Below are 21,860 nucleotides of genomic sequence, written 5' to 3'. Positions count from 1 at the left end.
ACCGGCGACAATTTCTCCTCATCCCAAGGTGCGCAGCGGCTGGCAAGCAAGCATATGTACCCTGATCACACTCGCTCGACAGCTTCCCTATAACGTGTGCGGGGTGAGGCTTGCCTCCCGCGAGAATAGCTCTTCCAGTCAACCGCGGGCAACAAGGACAAAGGGGAGTTTCTTCAAGTAACGGTAAAATGATGGGAAACAGCGTGAACCGAGCCCATGATGTATCATTTTTTGCTCAATAACGCCACATCAACGCGACCATACCCACAGGTTCATTCTTTTTTTCGTTGCCCATGGAACCCCAGCTCCCTGAAAATCGCTGTCGGACAGGCTTTTTTCAAACCGACGCAAAGTCGCGCCAAAAGACACTCTAACACAATGAAGTATTTAGATTTTTTCATCTTGACGACAGAAAGGTATCGCTGGTATTTTCCCTCATGCTGTCATGCACGTGCCTGGCATTCTACTCCGGACCAGTGCATTCCTCCTTGGCGAAAAAAACGGACATATTTTTTACCAACAACCAGCACCACTTCCCATGATAACGGTTACCCCTTCTGCTCTTTCGGTTCTCAAAAAACACCTGGCACAGCGGGCGAACAACTGCGGTGTCCGGATTGACGTGGTAAGCCTGGGGAGTACCTGGCAGTCGCTGGTTCTCCGAGTCGATGCCAGGAAGGCGAACGACCTCATCTACCCATGCGACGAGGTGGTCTTTCTGGTGGCCCCCGCCCTTCTTTCCGCCTGCGGCCCAATCAAGGTTGATTACAGCCCATCCGATCTCCGATTAATCAAACACGTTCAGGGCGGGTTTACCATTTCATCCCAATCCCCGCTGCCCTCTAACCTTGAGGAAAAGGTCTGCTAGCTTTCTCCTCCCAGGTCCTCTCCCTCTCCTCCTTTCTCCGCAGGCAGATTTCTCCGCCAAGCCCCCATTGCCAGACGCCGCCTACCCATCAACCGAAGCAATGACCGGTGCTTTCATCTCCAAGGAGTCGGCCCCAAACCAAGTGGGAATCTTCCCCTGTCCACCAGGCCAATGCCCCAGAAAGCGAATGATGGCCGCCAGGTAGGCAAACTGCTCAGCATTTATTTTTGACAGGAGCTGGCTGCCGTCGACAAAGAAATCAACAGCATTGTTCTCTTTGACAACAAGTACCTCATTATGGACCTGCAACATGCTGTCGCTCAGAAAACGAACCTTCTCCAATTGGGCCTTTCCGTCAACGATTCCGTTAAAAACAAACATTGCTCGACTGATGATCATTTTAAATTGCATGGCTCCCTCCTGTGAGTCGTTTTTCTTGACTCTACCAGGGGAGGTTTGTCATATAGTGAGCAACCCTACTTTTTTTTCGAAAAAAAAATGAGCCTCCTCGAACGGATCTATTTTTTTCACGCACAAGTACTGGAAAACGTTTTCCCCAATGCCTCGGACCTGGCTGAAGAATTTGAGATCTCTACAGCCACCGCTCATCGGGATATCGCTTATTTACGTGATCGACTACTCGCGCCGCTGGCTTTTGATCAGCAACGAAATGGATATTTTTACGCAGAGGATGGATTTCGGCTTCCTTTTGAAGAGAGTGATAAAATCATTCTGTTTCTCGGATTGCTCACCTCAATGGGCGGTGAGGCGGGATTAGCCGATCTCCCTGAGTTCAAGAAACTGCAAAAAAAAATCACCAGCCTGATCCTTCCCGGCAGCCCGCAGCTGGAACATTTTCTCCATTGCGAGTGGGTGGAAACGGAACCCGTGGATCACCACATTTTTATGACAGTGGTCAAGACCCTGCTCGGGCGCAGACAGCTCACGATTACCTATACTGCCAGCGACCGCCATCCAACCACCCGTACCCTTGATCCGTTGAAACTCATTCACTATCAAGGACGGTGGTACCTGTATGGCTGGTGTCACCTGAGAAATGCACGAAGACTCTTTCACCTCTCTCGCATGCAGAAGGTGATACCATTGGCATCCCCCTGCCAACACGTTATGGACCCACAAGACGCCGCCCTTACGGACGTCTTCGGTATTTTTAAAGGTTCCCCGGAACACCGGGTAACCATACGTTTCACCGGCAGAGCCGCGGAAACGGTTGCGTACCAGCAATGGCATCCACATCAGCAGATACGCAAAGGGAAGGATGAACTGCTGCTCACCCTCCCTGTAGCTGATGATAGGGAGATCATCATGAAAGTCTTGCAGTTTGGAAATCACGCCTCTATCATCTCGCCGCCGAATTTACGAAAAAAGATACACAAGGAAATTGAGAAGATGGTACAGTTGTACGCTGCTGATCTCAGTTAAGCTCTCTCCCCCTACTCAGCTCCTCTATATCAACACAGAAAGCAAAAAGGATATCCCCATGGCCCCCTTTGTAACCGCTGTTGTCCTCGCTGCAGGCAAGGGTACACGAATGAAATCTGACAAGGCAAAAGTGCTGCATGAAGTGTTTTTCAAGCCCATGCTCCACCACGTTCTTGACACCCTCCAACAGATCCAGGTGCAGCAAAGCGTGGTGATCACCGGTCACCAGCAGGAGGCAGTGCTCAACGCGCTTCAGCAGTATACCTTTGTCCCGGTACCGCAGGAAGAGCAACTGGGGACCGGCCATGCCGTGTTGTGTGCTGAGCCAACCTGCAACAGTGCCGACCACGTCATGATCCTCTGCGGGGATACGCCCCTGGTAACCCCGAATATGTTGGAGGAGTTGTTGGAGCAGCACCTGCAAACCGATGCCACCATTACCCTGCTTACCACCACTTTGGAGAATCCTTTTGGCTATGGAAGAATTCTCAAGGACAGCAGCAACCATGTCACAGGTATCAGGGAAGAGAAAGATGCTTCCCCCGAAGAAAAACGCATTGGTGAAATAAACGCAGGAATCTATGTAGTAAAACGGGACTTTCTTTTTACGGCGCTGCACCAGGTGGGAACCGATAACAGCCAGGGAGAGGTATACTTGACTGATATCGTCGCCATCGCAGTGAACAGCGGCCACCGCGTTGACGTTTTTTCCCATCCAAAGGCCATAGATGTGCTTGGAGTCAACTCCAGAATCGAACTGGCCCAGGCCCACCAGGAGCTGCAACAGCGTCACAACCAGGAGTTAATGCTTGCCGGTGTGACGATGCTTTCTCCACAAACAACCCTGGTAGCCCCGACCTGCAGCCTAGGGAGAGACACTATTCTTCACCCCTCCGTCGTGATAACCGGAAAAACCACCATCGGGCGTCACTGCAAGGTCGAAACCGCTGCTGTCCTTCACGATTGCCAGGTTGCAGATGGTGCCGTGATCGGAGCCCATGCGGTGCTGGAGAACTGCTCCATCGGTTCCTGTTCACGTATTCCACCCCTTGTTCACCGGGTTGGGTAAGCGTATCCCCAAACAAACGCTAAAGACGGTTTTTCTCTTTTTCTCCGCTACGGAACAAGGTATTATCCATTTTTTCCTGACAAGTAAAGCTTATACAAACACGGAGTTTCAGCAGCATGAGCGACATAAAAAAGATGTATACATCCATTCTGGGAGATTCCTTTCCCATGGAGATGACCATTTCCTTTGGAGATCAGACCCTTGTTTACCGTAAAAAAACCTGGAATATAAAGGCTTCTGACGGCACCCAGGAAGAACGCGGTCTCAGATATGGGGAAAATCCCAACCAGGAGGCAGCCCTCTATGAACTCGTCAACGGCAACCTGGTCCTGGGCGACTGCAGCTATATCGATCCCGGCAATGGTCTTGTCAGCGGGATTACGGTTGAAGATATGGTGCAGGTGGGGAAACATCCCGGTAAAATTAACCTGACCGATGTTGACAATGGCCTCAACATCATCAAGTACCTTGTTGATAAACCCGCTGCAGTGATCCTCAAACATAACAACCCCAGTGGGGCTGCCGTTGGGAGCAATCTGGCTGAAGCCTATGACAAGGCCAACCGCGCGGACCGCATTGCCGCGTTTGGCGGTGCGGTTGTCACAAGCCGTCCTCTTGACAAGGAGACGGCCACCCTCATGTCGGAAAATTACCTGGAGGTCGTTTGTGCTCCGGACTTTGAAGAGGGAGTCCTTGATATCCTGGCCGGCAGAAAAAACCTCAGGGTCATTCGGATGGCGGGCATTGATCGATTGGCGGCATTTGAACACCATCGCTTTATTGATTTCAAATCACTCATTGACGGAGGCATAATCGTTCAACAGTCATCAATCAACACCATCCGCACTCCGGCCGATCTTCTCCCCGCAAAAACGGTACGCAAGGGCGTTGAATACCAGTGCGAGCGGCAACCAACTGCCGAGGAAATTGAGGACATGCTCTTTGGGTGGGCCATCGAGCACGGAGTAACCTCCAACTCGGTCCTGTATGTCAAAGATGGATGTACGGTAAGCATCGGCACCGGTGAACAGGACCGGGTAGGGGTCGCAGAAATCGCTGTGCATAAAGCCTACATAAAATATGCTGACATCCTTTGTTTTGATCGCTACGCGATCCCCTATGCAGACCTGGCTCTCCAGGTAAAGCAGGGGCAAAAAGATACAGCCATGCTTCGGGAAATTGATACAGAGGTACAGGCTGCCCGTGCAGGTTTGGCGGGATCGGTAATGATCTCTGATGCGTTTTTTCCTTTCAGAGATGGCGTTGATGTAGGGATTCGCGAGGGTATATCCGCTATCCTTCAGCCGGGTGGCTCGCTGCGTGATTTTGAATCCATTGAAGCCTGCAACCAGGCCTCGCCACAGGTGGCGATGATGTATACGGGACAGCGTTCATTCAAACACTGAATGGCTCGAAATATGGACATTTCGTAGTGCATTCACTCCACTCCCGGCCCGCTTTCCATGGGCCGGGAAACCACCCACAGCAACAAGGCCCCTTGCCGGCAACAGTTGCAGGGGAGAGAAAAAATGGTGTTCTCGGCTACCTGAGCTCTACGCGGCTTCCACGTCCACCCACTGTCCATTGCGGGCTGCTTGCAGGCAGGCATCACATATGCGCACGGCTGCAAGTCCTTCGGTACCGGGTATCGGGTTTTCACCACGATCAAGCACGTAGTCGCGCCATTGCCCGAGCAGGGGTACGATAGTAGAAACTGGCTCATCCGGGCTCAAGTCTATTATGTGCTGCTGCTCGATAACGGAACAGGAATTACGGATCTGTTCTCCAACGAGTTGGCACCGCTCACCTACAAACTCATACAGACCGGAACGGGCATGCCCGACCTTGGAGCAGTCCACCGTGCCGATTACCCCGTTATTCATCTCTACCAGGACCGCCAGCACATCCTCCAGATGTCCGCTCCCCTTTGGAAGGGTTGCAGCCACGACCCTGCTGACCTCCAACCCGGTAATAAAGCGCAGGGCATCAAAAACATGTACTGCTGTGTGAAAACTCACCCCGGCTCCCGCCTGCAGCGGATCCGTATGCCAAACCAGCGTCGAAGGTTCAAGACGCTGATTGGCGGAAAAGGTGTATAATTTTCCTACTCTTGTCACATGCTGTTTCAAGCTCTGGATTACCGCATTGTAACGAAGGGTCTGACCGGCGGTCAATCGCAACCCCTGCTGCGTGATCAGGGCAACAATACGTTCTGCATCCTGAAGGCTGCCGGCAAGGGGTTTTTCAATGAGTACCGGTTTACCCACCTGCGCGCATTCAACTGCAATATCAAGGTTCATGGTCGGCGGAACCACAGCAATAACGCCGTCCACATCCTTACAGCGAACCAAAGCACGCCAATCTGTAAAGTATTGACAGCCCCACGCGGCGGCCTGCTCCTCCCCTGCTGGTGAACGTCGAGCTATCGCTGCCAGTTGCAGCCCCGGGACATCATGCACCAGATGGTTGGCATACCTGCTGCCATGCCGTCCTGTACCGATTACCCCTACACGAAATTCCGGTTGTATGCTCATTATTGCTCTTGCTCCTCCCTGCTGTCTCCCTCCTGATGGCCCTGCCGAATGTTCAGCGGAGGCAAACAGAGCTGCTGCCAGTCGGCAGGCAACTGCTGCGGGGTTACCCTGAGAGTAGCAAGAAATTCAAGGAGATCGCTGGGATTACAATTAAAGGCATTCGAGGTCACCCCCTTTCGCCGATCGCAGCACTCCTGTTTGATGAAGGTGATTGTCGCTTTAGCGACCACTGCAGCGCATTCAGTGTTATCAAGACCGACCTGATTGCAAAATCCCTGCAGCCGTTTCCAGTTGACCCGTGCCCGCTCAACCCCTCGGTACTGTTGCTGGCCACGATTCTCTGGGCACAAATCCCTGAGGATTATGGTGAGGTATCGGTCTCTGACTGCGCCATAAAGAGCTTCACGTTCCACATCGTTCAACACCATGCAAGGCCCTTCAGGATCATTGCAGAGGTACTCAAGACTGTTGTGCAGAGCGACCTCAGGGATTTCTCCGGCGTCACGCAACAGAAGCAGCTCCTCCTCTATGATCAATTGCCGGTCTTCATTGATCATAACGGCATATCACTCGGAGACCTTGGTATCCAGGCCGAAAAGAGCTCTGATGGTGGTGATCCGTTCATTTTGTTTGGCGCAGTGATCATCAGCTTTGAGATAATGCATGGGACGATGCATGAGTTTGTTGGCAATGGCTGCGCCCATCTTCTCCACTGCCTGCCGTTCCACATCAGACAGTCCATTAAGGCGCTTGGTTGTTTTCCGGTACTCCTGCTCTACCACCGCATCGACCATTTTACGCAATTCGATGATGGTCGGGGTTGCCACCAACGTCTCCAGCCACCGGGTAAACTTGATGGTTTCCTCATCAACAATTCGCTCGGCGACCACGGCCTCGCGATTCCTTTCATTCTTATTCATCTCCACCACATTGTTCAGGTCATCAATGTCGTAGAGATAGACATTATCAAGCTCATTAATCCCTGCATCAAGATCTCGCGGCACGGCAATATCGATGAAAAAAAGCGGTCGATTCCGGCGTTCGCGCATTACAGGACGGACCTCGTCCCTGGTGAGAATCACATCAACCGCGCCGGTAGAGCTAATGACGATGTCTACCTGAGCCAACTGCTGCAGCACTTCCTCAAGCGCTACCGCATGACCATTGAAACAGCGCGCCAGGGTCACTGCCCGTTGCAACGTCCGGTTGGCCACCACCACCTCCGCTACGCCCTGGCCGACAAGATGTTCGGCAGCCAACTCAGCCATCTCTCCGGCACCGATGAGTAGTACTTTTTTCCCCTGCAGGTCACCAAAAATCTTCTTGGCCAGTTCAACAGCGGCATAACTGATGGAGACCGCACTGGCACCAATGCTGGTTTCCGTCCGAACGCGCTTGGCAGTGGAAAAAGCCTTGTGCAACAGTCTATTGAGTACATAGCCCGAGCTCTTCAACGCGGCTGCATGCCGATAGGCTTCCTTCAACTGACCAAGGATCTGGGCCTCGCCTATAATCATCGAATCAAGGCTCGAAGCAACCATAAACAGATGCTGCACAGCTTCCTTATCCTGGTAGCAATAAAAATATTGGTCAACATCCCTGGTGGAGAGGGCATCGCCAAAAAGCACCTCCAAAACCTTCTGACCAGAGCCCTCCTCCCTGTTACAGGTATAGAGAATTTCCACCCGGTTGCAGGTGGACAGCAGAAAATATTCGTTGATCTCCTCTATCTGACGAAGCCGCTGCAAGGACTCCTCGTACCCTTCGGAAAGAGCTAACCGTTCCCTAACTGCAAGCGGGGTCGTTTTATGATTGACCCCCATCAGGACAATCGTCTCACGAGACATAACGCTCCACCCCTTGCAACAGAACAGCTACTCCCCACAGAGAAAACAGTGCTAACAGAAATGCCACCATACTGATATAGGCTACCCGCCGACCTCTCCAGCCCACAGTAAAACGCTGGTGCATCACCCCTGCGTAGAGGAGCCAGGTGACCAAAGACCAGGTTTCTTTTGGCGTCCATCGCCAGTAAACTGCCCAGGCCTGCTTTGACCACAAAACACCGGCTATCAGCCCCAAGGTAAGGAGCAGGAAACCTGTGTTGAGACAATGATGGTTGAGTTTATCGAGTGCTTCCAACGAGGGAAGCCGTGAATAAAAAAGACCAAATCGTTTTTGCTTGATCTCTCTTTCCTGCAGCAAATACATACAGCTGCCGAGAAAAGAAAGGGCCAGGAAGGCATAGGCAACCAGAGAAACGCAGGCATGCAGAGGAAGCCAAAAGGTCTGATAGATCGGCGCTAAAGGGATAATCTCCCGTGAGGACAGGGCTGCGGCCAGCATAAGCAGTGAAACCAGAAAACTAACAAAGGTGCCCAGGTTTTTTACTGTATAGCGCCAGCGGAAAGAAAGGTAGCACCACGCTGTCGCCCAGGCGAAGAAAGATATGGTTTCATGGTGGCTTGTTATTGGTGTGTGCCCGGCCTCGTAATATCGAAAAAGGAAGGTCAGGGTATGCACCCCTGCGCCGATAAAAAAGAGCCACCGTGCCGCCGACCGAACTTTTTTCCGTTCGGAAAAAAAGAAAAACAGGTAGATAGCGGTCGATAACAGGTAGATACTACAAGTAAGCTGAAAGAGTAAAAAGCTCATTGGCTATTCTCCCTGATGCTCATCCAATCTAATTCAATGGATGCTCCAAGGACATTGGTAATGTGCGCCTCGATCTGTGCCCATTTCCCGGCCTTGATCCAACTGATGAGATCCTCCTCAAGGATTTTCTGGAAAAAAACTCTCTTCTCCTGCTGTCCACCCTCGTGCGCAAGCACCTGCTCGCGCACGAGGGTGATCAAGCTGAGCAGTATCCCATACTCCTCTCCTATGACCTCTTCAAGTTTTTTTCGAACCATTGCCGCTACTGCCGGACTTTTTCCATGCGTCGATACAGCGAGGGTAAGGTCACCGCGATGGACCGAAGCCGGGACATGAAAGCTGCACCCGCCAGGGTCATCGGCAAGATTGAGCAGAAGATCTGCCTGGTGGGCATCCCGAGCTATCTCCTTCTGCACCCGCGGGTTGGAAGTGGCGGCAAAAACGAGAAAAGCTCCATCCAGATCCCCCTTTGCATACGCTTTTGTTCGCCAGTCAATCAGCTTCTCTTCGGCCATAACCTGCAGCCTCTGGGTCAATTGAGGGCTGATCAGGCGAACCTTCCCTTGGTGAGTCAGGATGTCCTGAACCTTTCGCTGGGCCACCTGGCCGCCGCCGACAACCACGCAGAGTCTACCCTTTAATTGCAAACATACAGGGTACATACTTGTTCACCGCTCAGGAGAAGATCTGCACATGTACCACCGGCATATGCGTAAGGATACGTTTTTTTGGGGGCCATGACCATGAAATACTATTTGCGTTTGAGCCTGGAGAGCAGGATGGTTTTATCACCGTCAATGCTTTTAAGTTTTCGTTTGATCACACTGATGGAAAAATCCTGCTGCGCCAATTCAAAAAACGGAGCGATATTGTGACGACTGGCATCATTGGCCAAGAGGATCACGCCGTCAGGCCGCAAGGCAGTACGAAAAATCTGCAGCAGGGGGGCAAAAAAATCCTCCCGATAAAGAATTTCCGTTCCGGCAATGATGTCAAACTGGCCGATGTCAACCGGATCAAACCAATCGAGTAACCTGCTCTCCACCCCGGCAAGATTACTTGCCGCAGCATTGATCTGCTGGAAGTGGAGAATGCGCTCTTCGAAATCAGTAAGCGTCACCTCATACCCTGCCGCTGCTGCAACCAGACCGGTTGCCCCCAGGCCGGCACCAAGCTCAAGCAGGGTCGTTCCCGGTTTCGGCTGTTGGCCGGCAAAATAATCGGCCAGCACAATGGCAGCCTCCCACAGCCGGATCCATAGCGGAAAATCAGAAACATTTTTCAACGGGTCTTTGCCGTCAAGCAGCTGTTCCAGGTCAGTACACTTGAGTAGGTTGAGCCTATACTGCTGCACGGTCAACGGCTCAAAAGCCACTTTCAGCTCTTTTTTCAGTTCTGTATACAATGCCAGCTCTTTGGCCGGCAGGGTTTGTGGATCCATAATGATATATTCTACATGAAAAATGGTCTGCAGACAGGACTCATGACTGCAGGGTGTACCAGATTATCCCGAAAGCCGAAACCAGTAAACAATAATAGCCAAACCAGTGTAACTGCCCTTTCCGGACAAACCGCATCAACAGAATAATGGCAAGGTAGCCGGAAAATGTGGAGGCAACAGTACCGATGACCAGGCACCATATCTCCCTCTGGACGGGAGGAGCGGCAAGCAGATCACCGCCCTGCAGAACGGCAGCCCCGAGAATAGCCGGAATGGACATGATAAACGAAAAACGTGCCGCGGTTTCCCGGTGAACACCTAAAGCCATGCCGGTAAAAATAGTGGAACCGCTTCTGGACAGCCCTGGCAGGATTGCCATGGCTTGAGCCGTCCCCATCAACAGGGCGCGTTGAGCGGTAATATGACCTTGATGACGCTGCATTCTGGTTGTAAGGAGCATGATACAGCCAGTCACGGCGAGCATGACAAAGGTAATCAGGATATTGCTGAACAAGGTTTCAATGGTGTCTTTCAGGAAAAGTCCGACCACCACCGCCGGTAGGGTTGCCAAGACAACATACATATTCCACTGAAACGCACGCTGCAACTCCTTGTCTGCCTGCCTTCTGCCTGGGGAGGAAAAGAGCGCCCGCACCATCTGCAGCAGATCCTTATGAAAGGCAAAAATTACCGCGATCAGCGTCCCGACGTGCAAAAATACCTCAAAGGCGATACCCGGGCCATGAAAATTCAACAGCTCGGATCCGATAACAAGATGCCCTGAACTCGATATCGGTAAAAACTCGGTGAGTCCCTGGATTATACCGAGGAGAATGGCTTTTAGAATATCCATAACCAGATGGGGAATAAAAAAAGAGCGGGACGATGAGAACCACCGACCCGCTCTACAATCAAGCTGTAAGGGTTTTTCTTAGCAGCCTTCGATAGCCTTTTTAGACTTTGCTTTCACAGTGACTTTGTCACCAACGTTCAGCTTGTCTGCTTTCGAGCAGGTCATAGTGACTGTCTCGCCTTCAACCGCATCGACGGTACACTTGACTGAGGCTGCCATAACAACACTGGCGCTCATCACAAAAGCAGTTACCATAGCAGCAGCAATAATTTTTTTCATAATCTTCTCCTTTTTGTAAATGAAATGTTATCGGCCTCCTACTCACAACTTTTGAGCACAAAAGGTACGGGAAAAGCATTCGCTTGTCAACAGGAAACCCAAACAACCAATTTTCAAAAAAAGGTTTAAAGAATTGATTTAATATCTTTTTCCAACAGAGAACGGGGAATATACCCTGGATATTTCTTCACCACATGCCCAGCTTTGTTAACCAGAAAGGAGGTGGGAATGCCGAAAATACCGCCGAATTCCCTGGGCGTCGCGGTGTCTGCCATCAACACAGGATAATTGATCTGCTCTTTTTCAACCAACTTGGCCACGATGGCCGGACCTTTTTCGTCAACCGAAATACCAATAATAGAAAACCCTTCCTGGCTGTATTTCTTCTGCAGCTCCTTCAGCACGGGAATTTCCTTGCGGCAGGGAGCGCACCAGGTGGCAAAAAAAGTAACCAGTAAAGCCTTTCCACTGTAGCTTGAACTCTCCACTGTCTGACCATCAACGACTGACGGCAGGGAAAAAGACGGCATGGCCACCGCACCATGCGCGGTCATTGCCTTGCCTATCAGCAACGTCATGGCAAGAACAACCCCAAGGCTTTGTTTCACTCTCTTCCTGTTCATGTACTGTTTCCCTCTCCATGCCGACTACTAGGCCTGCGGAGGCCTGATTCCATACAGGACATAACTTGCTGGACGCAATTTTTACTCTTCGAAGCAAAGAATATAGCACACTTCATCCTTGAGGGAGTAGCCTTTTTTCCTCTGCCCCATTTCCCTGCGGAGGAACCCATGGGTTCAAAGGAGAAGAAATGTCCTCAGCTCCACTTTCATGCCGGAGGACAGAGGATAAACGACAGGGGTAAGCGATGAGGGAAACGCAGGAAGAATACTGGCGATGATGTTGCAAAAAAGTATCAACTGGGAGCACGAAACTGACACCAGCAGGCTACAGGGCAGAAAAAAGCGCTCAAGCGAATTTCACAATTGTAACCTGGAGGCAAAAAGCGAAATCGCAATACCGATTCTGTGTGTGCTCAAGTCGTGATATCCAGCAGGCTCCTGAACATGTGGTCAACAGTCTCGATGGTTTTCAAATTTGCGCTATAAGCATGCCGATTGACCATCATCTCTGGAATTTCTTCTGACAAGGCCACATTGGAAGGCTCCTCAGCAGGGTGCTTTGCAGCGACGCCTTCGTTCTTTTCCTTTTTGGGTGCAGCACCCTGTTCAACAGTGGCCTTGACCCCTTGAGGGAGCTGTTCGCTGAGCAGCACCCTGCCTTTCTTAAAACCATCCGTATTGACATTTGCCACATTATGGGCAGTGTTTTGCATCTGCAGCTCGGCTGCTTGCAACCCGGAGAGCGCTGCACCTATTCCGCCAATCATTATTTTTCCTCCGTTTGATTTGTATTGTTGACGTATAAACCTAAGCAAGCAATATGCCAGATAAACGCCAACACCCCTGCCACCACCACAGTTGCTGGCAAAAAATATTGCGCCTTTAGACTGTTCAGAGTAGATAAGTGAATCACGAGGGTTTACCGGAAGCTGCAATGCCCGGTCACCAAATATTTCACCAGCACTGCTCACGCTGTTTTTTCTCCAGCTACTGTCAACAACCGACTCGCTTGCCGTTTATGAAAGCACAACCATTCGTTCTGCTCCTGATTTTTTTTTGCTGCTGCATCCCTGTTTCTGGATTTTCCGAACTGATAGACAGGAGTGTAGCGATCGTTAACAGTGAAATCATTACCCTGTCAGAGGTAAATGAACTTGGTCAACCGCTGTATCAAAAAGCAGCGGAAGAAGTTCCCCCCGAACGACTGCCAGAGATCATGGAGCAGATCCGGACTAACGTCATTGAAAAACTCATCGACAAAAAGCTGATGCTCCAGGAAGCTGCTAAGATACAGATCTCTGTCACGGATGAAGAGGTTTCCGCTGCCCTGCAGCGAATCATCGACTCGAACAACCTTACGCCCGCGGCTTTCAACGAGGAGCTACAATCCATCGGCATGACCGAAGCGATGTACCGGGAGGATTTGAAAGGACAGATTCTTCGTTCAAAACTCGTCAACTATGAGGTACGCTCCAAAGTCATTATTCCTGAAGAAAAAATAATCGATTATTACGACGTGCACTATACTGATCAGGTGGGAGAAGGGGGCTACTACATTCTTCAGATTGGAACCACCTGGAAAGCCGCAGAGCAGGAAACAAAAGAGCTGGCCCGTACATCTGCCAGGAAGAAAATAGAAAAGGTCCATACACTGGCAAAGGAGGGTGGTGATTTCCAAGCTCTTGCCCGTCAATATTCCGACCTGCCTTCTGCCGACGATGGCGGCGACATCGGTATTTTTCAGGAAAAAGAGATGGCGACCTTTATGCGCCGTGCCGTAAGCAACCTCAAACCCGGAGAAATCAGTGAGATCGTGGAAGCCCCTTCCGGCTTTCAATTCTTCAAGCTCCTTTCCCGCCAGGAAGGACAAATTATAACCAAAGTGCCTTATGATTCGGTAAAAGAAGAAATCCGAGAAAAACTGCAACAGCAGGAGATGCAGTCGCTGTATGAGCAATGGATGAAAAATATCCGAGAAAAGGCCTACATCAAGATACTTTGAACGTGTTGAGTACGCTGATACCATGCGTGTGAAAGAAAATAGCAACCAACCAGGCGAACAGAAAGTCGTTGGCAGCCACCTAAAACACCTGAGAGAAGAAAAGGGGTTAAGCGTTGAAGATGTTTTTGCTGCCACCAAAATATCCGTTGCCAACCTCAAGGCCATTGAGGAGCACGATTTTTCCAAGCTGCCGGCAGACACCTTTACCAGGGGACTCATCACCCTCTATGGAAATTTCCTCGGCATTGACGGTCAACTCGCAGCGCACCGGTTTATTGCCGAACGCGGTACCAGCACAAAATCGCACCGTTCCTCCCACAAAGCATATGGCGACCACTCGCTGGCCCCCAAAAAACTCGCAGAACCTTCGCATATCCCATCAGCAACGGTTGCAGCTTTACTGTTGGTATTGATCATCCTTTCCTTTACCGCTTTCAGTCTCTATACCTCATGGAATCCATTCACCTTTTTTACGGATACCACCAAAGACCTCACCTCTTCCGTCATGGCGGTATTTGATGATGCTCCCATGCCGGAATTGAAAATTATAGAGGGCAATCACATCCTGCTGCAGGCCAGGTTTGTCCAGAATGCATCGGTGGAAGTAACCATTGACGACCAACCTACCCTCCACCAGGAATACACCAACAACAGGCAAGTGCAATGGCGCGCAACAGGGCGCCTGTTGCTGCGATTTTCGGAACCTGCCAGTGCGCAATTAACCCTCAACGGGCAACCCTTGCCTTTTCCTGAGGAACATACAGGAGCTTTTCAACTGGAGTTGCATCATACACCGCGTAGCCAATGAACACCAACAGCACAAGGTGCCTGGTACTGAAAACAACTGATCATGGTGAATCGGACAGACTGATAACGCTTTTCAGCAGTGAACTGGGAAAAATCACCGGTATGGCAAAAGGTGCCAAACGCAGCAAGAAAAGGTTTGTCAACAAATTGGAACCCTTTTCACGTATACGCGTTCATTATCGAGCATCCCGTACCAGTTCCCTGCTTTTTCTCACTGATGCTGAACTTGAAGAAGCCCACCTTACCCTCCGACAATCGTATCGCCGTTACGCCAGTGCAATGTATCTGTGTGAACTGGTGCTACAGTTCACCAAAGAGGGAGATCCTGAGCGCGAACTGTTTGCCTTACTCGACTGGGCCTTCACTTCTTTGGAGGGCGGAGACCGCTGCCTGAAAACAGCCGCCCTGTTCCACATCCGACTCCTCGGCATAACCGGCTATCGCCCGGAACTCGGGTACTGTGGCCAATGTCTCCAGCCGGTTTCCGCACCTTTCACCTATACCATGGATCCTTCGATGGGAGCACTGCGCTGCAACCGATGCCGGACGAGCTCCAGGCTGCCCACGCGAAATCTTTCCCTGCAGACGCTTAAATTTTTGGAAAAGGCCCAGGGAGTACATGTACACCATCTCAGCCGCCTGCAACTCTCAGACACCTCTGCAAGGGAAACGCTGCAGGCCCTCCACTGGTACTCCTGCGCCCTCCTGCAGCAAGACAATCACTCGTGGAAAAACCTGCTCTCCTCCGCAGCGTAGAACGACCGAACCATTGCCTCCAGCTACTGCGGTCAAATTCAAGTACTCCGAATCAACTCCAACAGCTCTTCAGCACTGATCCGAGCGCTGACATCCGCCCCTTCAAGCAGGGAATTGGCCAGATCCCGTTTTTCCTGGTGCAACCGTACAATCTTCTCTTCAATGGTATTGGCGGTAACTAACCGATAGACGGTTACCGGCCGTTTCTGACCGATCCTGTGGGCCCGGTCTGCCGCCTGGTCCTCCACTGCCGGATTCCACCATGGATCCATATGGATAACATAATCCGCCGCGGTCAGGTTCAACCCAAGCCCGCCTGCCTTGAGGCTGATCAGGAAAAGGTCCCCCTCGCCTGCCTGAAAACTGTCCACCTGCCGTTGACGTTCTTTGGCAGGGGTGGTTCCGTCCAGATATTTATACGCAATGTTCTGATCATCGAGAAAGGCACGGATTAAGGCCAGGTGACCGGTAAATTGACTGAATACCAACGCCTTGTGTCTCCCACCAAGCAACTCTTCGATCACGTCCTGAAAAACTTTCAGTTTGGTTGAAGGGATGTCCACATTCTCGTTGATCAGTTTGGGGTTACAGCATGCCCTGCGCAGGCGCATAATCTCTGCCAGGATCCGAAGGTGTCGTCCATTTTTTTCTGCACTGCCTTCTATATTCTCGATTGCCTGCTGCCGCAACGCCTCATAAAACTGCAGCTCCTCGGGCTGCATTTCCACTCGCAAGGTAATCTCTGTTCGGGGCGGCAGTTCGTCGAGGACCTGCGATTTGATGCGACGCAGCATGAATGGCCGGATGAGTTTCTTCAGTGAACGACGCGCATCCCGGTCATGGTACTTTTCAATCGGAATACCGAAACGGGCATTAAACTGTTTGTAGGTACCGAGCAGCCCACGATTGATAAAGCTGAAAAGATTCCACAACTCTCCCAAATGATTCTCAATAGGGGTACCGGTGGTGATCAAGCGGAAACGAGCCTTGAGCCGCATGGCCGCACGTGAGCGCTTGGTGGCCGCATTTTTAATGGCCTGGGCTTCGTCAAGAACCACCGACTGCCACTGCACCTTTTCCAGGAGCTCTATCTCCTGCTGAAGCAAGGTATAGCTGGTAATCAGCAGGTCGAACTTGCCCAGATTTTCTATGGTGTCGGATCGATTCTGTCCAACGAACTGGTGAATGGTAAAGGTGGGGGCAAATTTATTCACCTCTGCCTCCCAGTTCATACACACGGAAGTGGGAGCCACAACCAGGGTCGGTCCCCGGTCGGCAAGACTGAGAATGACGGTAATCGCCTGGAGGGTCTTTCCCAGGCCCATATCATCCGCCAAGCACGCACCAACCCCCAGACCGGCCAAACGGCTCATCCAGAGAAACCCTTCCTGCTGATAGTCGCGCAACTCTGCCTTCAGGGTGGACGGTACTTTCGGGACTGTTTCCTGGGCATCTGCAATTGCTTGGATCTGCCGTTGCCAGCCATCGTCGGCAGTGGTATTGGCCTGTTGCGTAAATTCATCAAGGGCGATAGCAGCCAACGGATGTACAGCCACTTCGTCCTCTCCGGCAAACTCCTTATTGCCAAAGAGAATCAGCTCCTCCAGCCGATTGCGGAATTCCTGTGTCAACGCGAGGAACTGCCCATCGCCCATGGGAATAAATCGACTCTTTGCCTCACTCACCTTCTCCAACAGCGTTTTGAGGCTGATCACCTCGTCTTGATCTATCTGCAATTGCCCGGACAGGGCAAACCAGTCCTGCTGGCTGGTTCGGATATTGAGGTTGAGCTGGTTGACGCTTATCTGCCGGCGAATGGCGATCCGTTCTCCTTCCGGCCATTCGAGGACCACCCGATCTCGTATCTGCTCGATTTCCAGCAATGCCTGCAAACACTCCTCTGGATCAAAAAGATGCCATTCTCGCTGATCCTCCTGCTCCAGATCAATGGCCAGGTCCAGCATAGGGCAACTCTCTTCAATCTCTCTGGCCTTCTGCTCTTCCAATCGCAAATTCCGTCGAGTTTGCAGGCGCTTACCATGTATTTCCGCCATAAGATTGGAGACTCCGGCACCCGGTTTCAGGTAAGGACCTCCTTTGGAAAAAGGACGGACGAACATCTCCAACCGGAAACCGCTCCCATAGGGTATGATATGAATATGAATGGTTGGATCACTCTCCACCAGTTCCGCCTGCTCTCCATCACCAATCATTTCAATAGAAGAGTGAACGGTCATAAACGAGGCAATGTTGCCTATGGCATCAAGTACCTGCTGGCTGGCGGCTATGGGAACATGCAATCCGTTCTTCCCGGTTATTTGCGCAACCTCTCGATGTTCTTCTCTGATTTTAATGACCCGGAACCTGGTTGGAGTCTCCTGCCACACTGCCACATTCCCCTCACCTATATCTTGGGAAAAATGAATAAACAGGGTCTCCCCCTTTTGCTCAACGATGAGCTCGGGTTCTCCGGCAACCAGCTCCACCGGGGTACGCTGAGGAGATTCCAAAAAAACGTGCGGATGTCCGATCAACAAAGGAAGCGCCTTTTCATAATCAAAATCGCATCCTCCGTTCCTGCCTGCGGCATCACCAACTTGACGAATCGTTTCGCAAACCTGCCGATCCTGGCCGGTTAGATACTCGAAGTCCTTGGTATGCATCAGGCGATTGAGGGCAACAGCACGCCCTTTGGTCCATCCGCCGGAACTGGTTCTTCTTTGCTCTTTAGGTTGGAGTACCAAGGTATTGGGTTCATGACGAACGAACCAGGCAAGACGCGTCGTGCGTTCAGGCGCTCCCACCTTTCGTGTAATCCTGATCAATTCCTGCAGGCTCTGCTTCCAGGAAACCTGGGGGGTAATGATATGGGTGAGAAACCGACACTGTAATTTTCCGGCTATGGTATCGGCGACCGCTCTCTTCTCCTCGTTCCCCTGGCCGACAGTGGCAAGCAACTCTGCGGTTTCCATGGCCAACCAGTCAAAAGTATTGGCGTGTGCCTGCTCGTACAGAGCATGCAGAGCGACTTGAAATTCCTCAGGAATTTCAACGCCAATCCAATACAGGGACAATACCGCCACCAGAGTAGTCAGGCTCCGCTCGTCAGCTGCCAACCTTTCGGTAAGCGCCATCATGTCAGGTAATGTTCCCTCTGGAGCCCGTATAACTGTTTCCAAAAAACGGAAAGGGATCTCTTCAGGACACCCCTGGCAACGCTTGAGGATGACTGCGACAGCCTCCTGTATTGCCTGTCTATCTTCCTCTCCCCCCCTTGCCAGCAGGGCAAAAATACAAAAAAGGCCGGTTATACCGAAGAAAAAGGTAGGCTCATCACCGGCGTATTCCTGTAGACGAAGCCGATCTTGTTCAAACAGGGTCAATGCCTCGTTGATATCACCGCATAGAAAGACAAGGCTGCCAGCAAACCCCGACCCCTGAAAAGAATCGTTGTGCTGATCAATTAACTTGTGCAAATCATCAAATCGTCCTTGCAGCAGATAATAATTTGCCAACAAACGATGGAACGGGACCATCTCGATACTGGAAACTGACAGCTCCACCTCATGTTCAAGGTAGGCAAGTACTTCGGGAAAATGCTCCAGGCTCTCCAACGAATGGCGTACCACTTCTTCCAGCAGATAAAACTGCATAGATCCGGGTAAAGTTTTCAACCATTCCGGATCAAAAGCGCGGGCAGCGACAATAACTGCCGGCGGATCAGGGGGCAATTTCCCGGCGCACTCCCGCTGAATAAAGGCCAACGCCTCATCTATCCTCTCGAAATCCTGAAGATAAACACCAATACGGAACTGGCGAAGCGCTCGCCAGCACCGGGTCGACTGCTTGCCGTAAAGATAGGAAACCGGCGCCTCTTTCTCGACCAAAGCTGCCAGCGCTGCATACCGCTTTTCCCTAACCGCCAGGCGACTGAGCTGCTCGGCTGCTACAGGATCACATTGGTTTTTCGCATTGAGGTACCCCTTACGCTGCAGCTCTTTAATGGCAGCATTGACTTCCTCTTTCCCGGGCCGCTTTTTATCAGGAGAGGTAACTTTGGCGCGGACAATACATTTACCCAAAAAGGTTTTGGATACTGGTTCATAGATGATAGAGACCATCTGCAAAAGCAGTTTTTCCAGATATGAAAGTTCTTCCATCGCGTCGAGAACAGTCTTCTCAAGGTTGGTTTCGGGCATACATATATACCTTACAGGTTGCGAAAAGGTCGACGGTGCGTGTACCAATCCCGGTCAAATAAAAAATAAAAAAACACCCCGGCCAGGAGTTCCTGCCGGGGTGAACCAGTCAAATGAAAATGCAATACGCGTTGCTTTCATTCAGCAGTGTCCAAACAAGGCTTTTTAGAGGCGGCACGAATACTCACCACATGCATTTTCTCGACTTATCGTTATGATTGTTGAACATATTGCTGCGTGGGGCAATGCTTATTGTCCTTCTCAAGTAAGCTGAACAAGGGGGTATCAGGCCATCCCTCCACCCGCTCATTGGAGCAACTGTTCATTTATCCAAATCGTTGCTTCAGAGCGAAGCCTATTCACCCAGCCAGCCACAAGGGTGTTTTGCTGTCTGTTCAACAGCTGGTCTGCCAACTGCTGTTTCTGCTCTTTGCTGACAGCGCCGACATCCTTGCGACGCTCGCGCACCTCAAAAATATACAATGCATTACCGCTAGCCACGACCTCTTCGGCCAAGGGGTTGTTGCCTTGCAGGGCAAATGCAGCCTCAATGACCGGCTGCGGCACTGCATTTCCTGTGCTTCCCCTTTTCAGGAAGGCTGACTCTTGTACGCCCTCGCCTTCCTGTAGTCCACCGGCAGCGCGCGCTCCGGCAAGGGCTTTTTCCGCAGCCTCACGGGCCAACTCCATACGCTTTTCCTGCTGAAAAGCAGCAACAACTCGCTCGCGTACATTCTCCAACAACGGAACTTCAGGGGCCTTTCTGTCAACCACATAGGCAATGGCGTATCCGTCATTCACCTCAACAAGCGAGCTTAATTCGCCCTTGCTCAGCCCGAAAACAACATCCAGCAGCTGGTCAGCTTGAGAGAGGGCATCCGGAGGCTGACGCCGGGAAAAATAGCCGGTCTCTTGCACTGCAGCACCGCCCTGCTCAATATATTTTGCCAGACTACCGGCAAGGATAATATTCTCATAGGCCTCGGATACTCTCTGAAAAGTGATAGCCTTGACTTTTTCTTGCTTGAGCTGTTCGACGATTTCGCTGCGGACCTCATCCAATGTCTGAACGACCGCAGGCTTCACCGCCTCCAGGCGAACCAGGTGATAGCCAAAGGAGGTTTTAATCGGTCCAGCGAGCTCACCCGGCTGCATGGCAAAAACCGCCTCTTCAAAGGCCGGTACCATGCTTCCACGTGCAAAAAATCCCAGATCACCACCTGAATCCTTGGTAGGCCCTTGGGAATATTCAGCAGCAAGGGCAGCAAAATCACCGCCTTCACGCAGTAGCTGAAGCACATGTTCAGCCTGATTTCTTTTTTCCTCCTGAGTCGCGGGGGAATCGGATTCGTTTACCTTCAACAAAATATGGCGGGCTCTGCGCTGCTCTGCTGTGGTATATGCGGCCTGATTATCCTCATAGTATTTCCTGACCTGCTCCTCATCAACCTCCACCTGGTCGAGGTCAGCAGCAAAAGGGAAATACAGGTACTGCAGGCTGACCAGCGGATCAGTCATATAGTCCTGCTGATGCTCGCCATACCATTGTGTCAGGTCACTTTCTACCACCTCGACCTTGTCCGCAAACTCATCGGCCGTGAAGCGCTGGTAGGCAATTTTCAATTCGGTGTTGCTGAAATCAACCCATGCCTGCACCTCGGTTGTCGGCACATCGGCAAAAGTTCCGATAAGATCTACAATCTTTCCGGTCATCATATCGCTCTGCAAGCCGGCTTCAAAAGAGGTGGGAGTCATGCGGTTCTGACTCAGGACATCTTTGTACCTGGACATGAGAAACTGTCCCTCCTCCTGGAAGACCGGCATTTCCTGAATCCGTCGCTGCGTTTCCTCCTTGCTGATCATCACTCCAATATCCTCAGCACCCTGGCGCAGCAGCTCTGCCTCAATAAGCTGATTAAGCACCTGATTCTTCACCCCCAAGTTTTCGAAAAAGCCCTCAGGCACCTGCCCGCCAAACTGCTGGCGATAAACGTCAACGGTTCGATCATAACTCTGCTGAAACTCCTGGAAAGGGATCTCTACATCATTCACAACAGCAGCAGCATTCCTGTTATTATTGAGGTTGCTGCCCACACCCCAAAAGACAAAGACCACCGCAATCAGGACAACAATTGCCTGGATAACAAAGGACTGGGCTCTTTTTCGTAGAATATTCAACATGGTACATCTTCTCCTTCAGCGACACCAATACAGTATATTTTCTCGGGGAAAAGGCCCATTATGTTCAATTTTCCTGTAACTTACCAGTGAAAAATGCACAGCTGGCGGCGAACAAAAATGATTGACCATTCACTCAAAAAAACAAAGACC

General features: G+C 51.2%; 20 protein-coding genes. 7 read left to right on the top strand and 13 right to left on the bottom strand.

Features of this window, described 5'->3' with window-relative positions; genetic code table 11:
• Positions 1 to 538 precede the first annotated feature (538 nt).
• On the top strand, positions 539 to 868 hold the full coding sequence (locus ACZ52Z_RS19505) for a hypothetical protein (protein ID WP_464268440.1): 330 nt from the start codon (positions 539 to 541) through the stop codon (positions 866 to 868).
• A gap of 81 nt (positions 869 to 949) precedes the next feature.
• Here the strand turns inward: ACZ52Z_RS19505 and ACZ52Z_RS19500 are convergent, their stop codons facing one another.
• Positions 950 to 1,279, bottom strand: a complete 330-nt coding sequence (locus ACZ52Z_RS19500) for a hypothetical protein (protein WP_464268439.1) — start codon at positions 1,277 to 1,279, stop codon at positions 950 to 952.
• An 87-nt stretch (positions 1,280 to 1,366) separates the two neighbouring features.
• Here ACZ52Z_RS19500 and ACZ52Z_RS19495 point away from each other — a divergent pair, with 87 nt between their 5' ends.
• From ACZ52Z_RS19495 to ACZ52Z_RS19485, 3 genes are all read left to right on the top strand, one after another.
• Positions 1,367 to 2,311, top strand: a complete 945-nt coding sequence (locus tag ACZ52Z_RS19495) for a helix-turn-helix transcriptional regulator (RefSeq protein WP_464268438.1) — start codon at positions 1,367 to 1,369, stop codon at positions 2,309 to 2,311.
• Positions 2,312 to 2,369: 58 nt separating this feature from the next.
• Positions 2,370 to 3,380, top strand: a complete 1,011-nt coding sequence (locus ACZ52Z_RS19490; protein WP_464268437.1) for an NTP transferase domain-containing protein — start codon at positions 2,370 to 2,372, stop codon at positions 3,378 to 3,380.
• Positions 3,381 to 3,496: 116 nt separating this feature from the next.
• Positions 3,497 to 4,786: an IMP cyclohydrolase gene (locus ACZ52Z_RS19485; RefSeq protein ID WP_464268436.1), complete on the top strand. Its 1,290-nt coding sequence runs from the start codon at positions 3,497 to 3,499 to the stop codon at positions 4,784 to 4,786.
• Between the two features lie 147 nt (positions 4,787 to 4,933).
• On the opposite strand, the gene ACZ52Z_RS19480 is transcribed toward ACZ52Z_RS19485, so the two are convergent.
• The 10 genes from ACZ52Z_RS19480 to ACZ52Z_RS19435 form a co-directional block, all read right to left on the bottom strand.
• Complete coding sequence (locus ACZ52Z_RS19480) at positions 4,934 to 5,914, bottom strand: Gfo/Idh/MocA family protein (protein WP_464268435.1); 981 nt, start codon at positions 5,912 to 5,914, stop codon at positions 4,934 to 4,936.
• Positions 5,914 to 6,471, bottom strand: coding sequence for a hypothetical protein (locus ACZ52Z_RS19475; RefSeq protein ID WP_464268434.1), 558 nt, complete (start codon positions 6,469 to 6,471; stop codon positions 5,914 to 5,916). The genes ACZ52Z_RS19480 and ACZ52Z_RS19475 overlap by 1 nt, the downstream gene beginning before the upstream one ends.
• A gap of 9 nt (positions 6,472 to 6,480) precedes the next feature.
• Positions 6,481 to 7,761 (bottom strand): glutamyl-tRNA reductase, encoded by a 1,281-nt coding sequence (gene hemA / locus ACZ52Z_RS19470; protein ID WP_464268433.1) that lies wholly within the window; start codon positions 7,759 to 7,761, stop codon positions 6,481 to 6,483.
• Positions 7,751 to 8,569, bottom strand: coding sequence for a cytochrome c biogenesis protein CcsA (gene ccsA, locus ACZ52Z_RS19465; RefSeq protein WP_464268432.1), 819 nt, complete (start codon positions 8,567 to 8,569; stop codon positions 7,751 to 7,753). The genes hemA and ccsA overlap by 11 nt, the downstream gene beginning before the upstream one ends.
• Complete coding sequence (locus ACZ52Z_RS19460) at positions 8,566 to 9,231, bottom strand: precorrin-2 dehydrogenase/sirohydrochlorin ferrochelatase family protein (RefSeq protein ID WP_464268431.1); 666 nt, start codon at positions 9,229 to 9,231, stop codon at positions 8,566 to 8,568. The genes ccsA and ACZ52Z_RS19460 overlap by 4 nt, the downstream gene beginning before the upstream one ends.
• A gap of 89 nt (positions 9,232 to 9,320) precedes the next feature.
• Positions 9,321 to 10,010 (bottom strand): class I SAM-dependent methyltransferase, encoded by a 690-nt coding sequence (locus tag ACZ52Z_RS19455; protein ID WP_464268430.1) that lies wholly within the window; start codon positions 10,008 to 10,010, stop codon positions 9,321 to 9,323.
• Positions 10,011 to 10,050: 40 nt separating this feature from the next.
• Positions 10,051 to 10,863, bottom strand: coding sequence for an undecaprenyl-diphosphate phosphatase (locus ACZ52Z_RS19450; protein ID WP_464268429.1), 813 nt, complete (start codon positions 10,861 to 10,863; stop codon positions 10,051 to 10,053).
• A 78-nt stretch (positions 10,864 to 10,941) separates the two neighbouring features.
• Positions 10,942 to 11,142 carry a selenite/tellurite reduction operon protein ExtJ gene (gene extJ, locus ACZ52Z_RS19445; protein ID WP_464268428.1) on the bottom strand — a complete coding sequence of 67 codons (201 nt, stop codon included), beginning with the start codon at positions 11,140 to 11,142 and terminating at the stop codon, positions 10,942 to 10,944.
• A gap of 125 nt (positions 11,143 to 11,267) precedes the next feature.
• A complete protein-coding gene (locus tag ACZ52Z_RS19440; RefSeq protein WP_464268427.1) occupies positions 11,268 to 11,765 on the bottom strand; it encodes a TlpA family protein disulfide reductase in 498 nt (165 codons plus the stop codon).
• 413 nt (positions 11,766 to 12,178) lie between these two features.
• Complete coding sequence (locus ACZ52Z_RS19435; protein ID WP_464268426.1) at positions 12,179 to 12,532, bottom strand: flagellar basal body rod C-terminal domain-containing protein; 354 nt, start codon at positions 12,530 to 12,532, stop codon at positions 12,179 to 12,181.
• Positions 12,533 to 12,783: 251 nt separating this feature from the next.
• Here ACZ52Z_RS19435 and ACZ52Z_RS19430 point away from each other — a divergent pair, with 251 nt between their 5' ends.
• From ACZ52Z_RS19430 to recO, 3 genes are read left to right on the top strand one after another with little or no spacing between them, the layout of a single operon-like run.
• Positions 12,784 to 13,767, top strand: a complete 984-nt coding sequence (locus ACZ52Z_RS19430) for a peptidylprolyl isomerase (protein ID WP_464268425.1) — start codon at positions 12,784 to 12,786, stop codon at positions 13,765 to 13,767.
• Between the two features lie 22 nt (positions 13,768 to 13,789).
• Positions 13,790 to 14,575, top strand: coding sequence for a helix-turn-helix domain-containing protein (locus ACZ52Z_RS19425; protein WP_464268424.1), 786 nt, complete (start codon positions 13,790 to 13,792; stop codon positions 14,573 to 14,575).
• Positions 14,572 to 15,330 (top strand): DNA repair protein RecO, encoded by a 759-nt coding sequence (recO, locus tag ACZ52Z_RS19420; RefSeq protein WP_464268423.1) that lies wholly within the window; start codon positions 14,572 to 14,574, stop codon positions 15,328 to 15,330. The genes ACZ52Z_RS19425 and recO overlap by 4 nt, the downstream gene beginning before the upstream one ends.
• A 38-nt stretch (positions 15,331 to 15,368) precedes the next feature.
• Here the strand turns inward: recO and ACZ52Z_RS19415 are convergent, their stop codons facing one another.
• Together ACZ52Z_RS19415 and ACZ52Z_RS19410 are read right to left on the bottom strand one after the other, a co-directional pair.
• Positions 15,369 to 19,529: a DEAD/DEAH box helicase gene (locus tag ACZ52Z_RS19415; RefSeq protein ID WP_464268422.1), complete on the bottom strand. Its 4,161-nt coding sequence runs from the start codon at positions 19,527 to 19,529 to the stop codon at positions 15,369 to 15,371.
• Between the two features lie 306 nt (positions 19,530 to 19,835).
• A complete protein-coding gene (locus ACZ52Z_RS19410; RefSeq protein WP_464268421.1) occupies positions 19,836 to 21,710 on the bottom strand; it encodes a SurA N-terminal domain-containing protein in 1,875 nt (624 codons plus the stop codon).
• Positions 21,711 to 21,860: the final 150 nt, after the last annotated feature.

This window comes from Desulfogranum aggregans (assembly GCF_055398265.1).
Note: the sequence above shows the minus strand (reverse complement) of the source record. Positions and strands in the feature narration are given on the sequence as shown.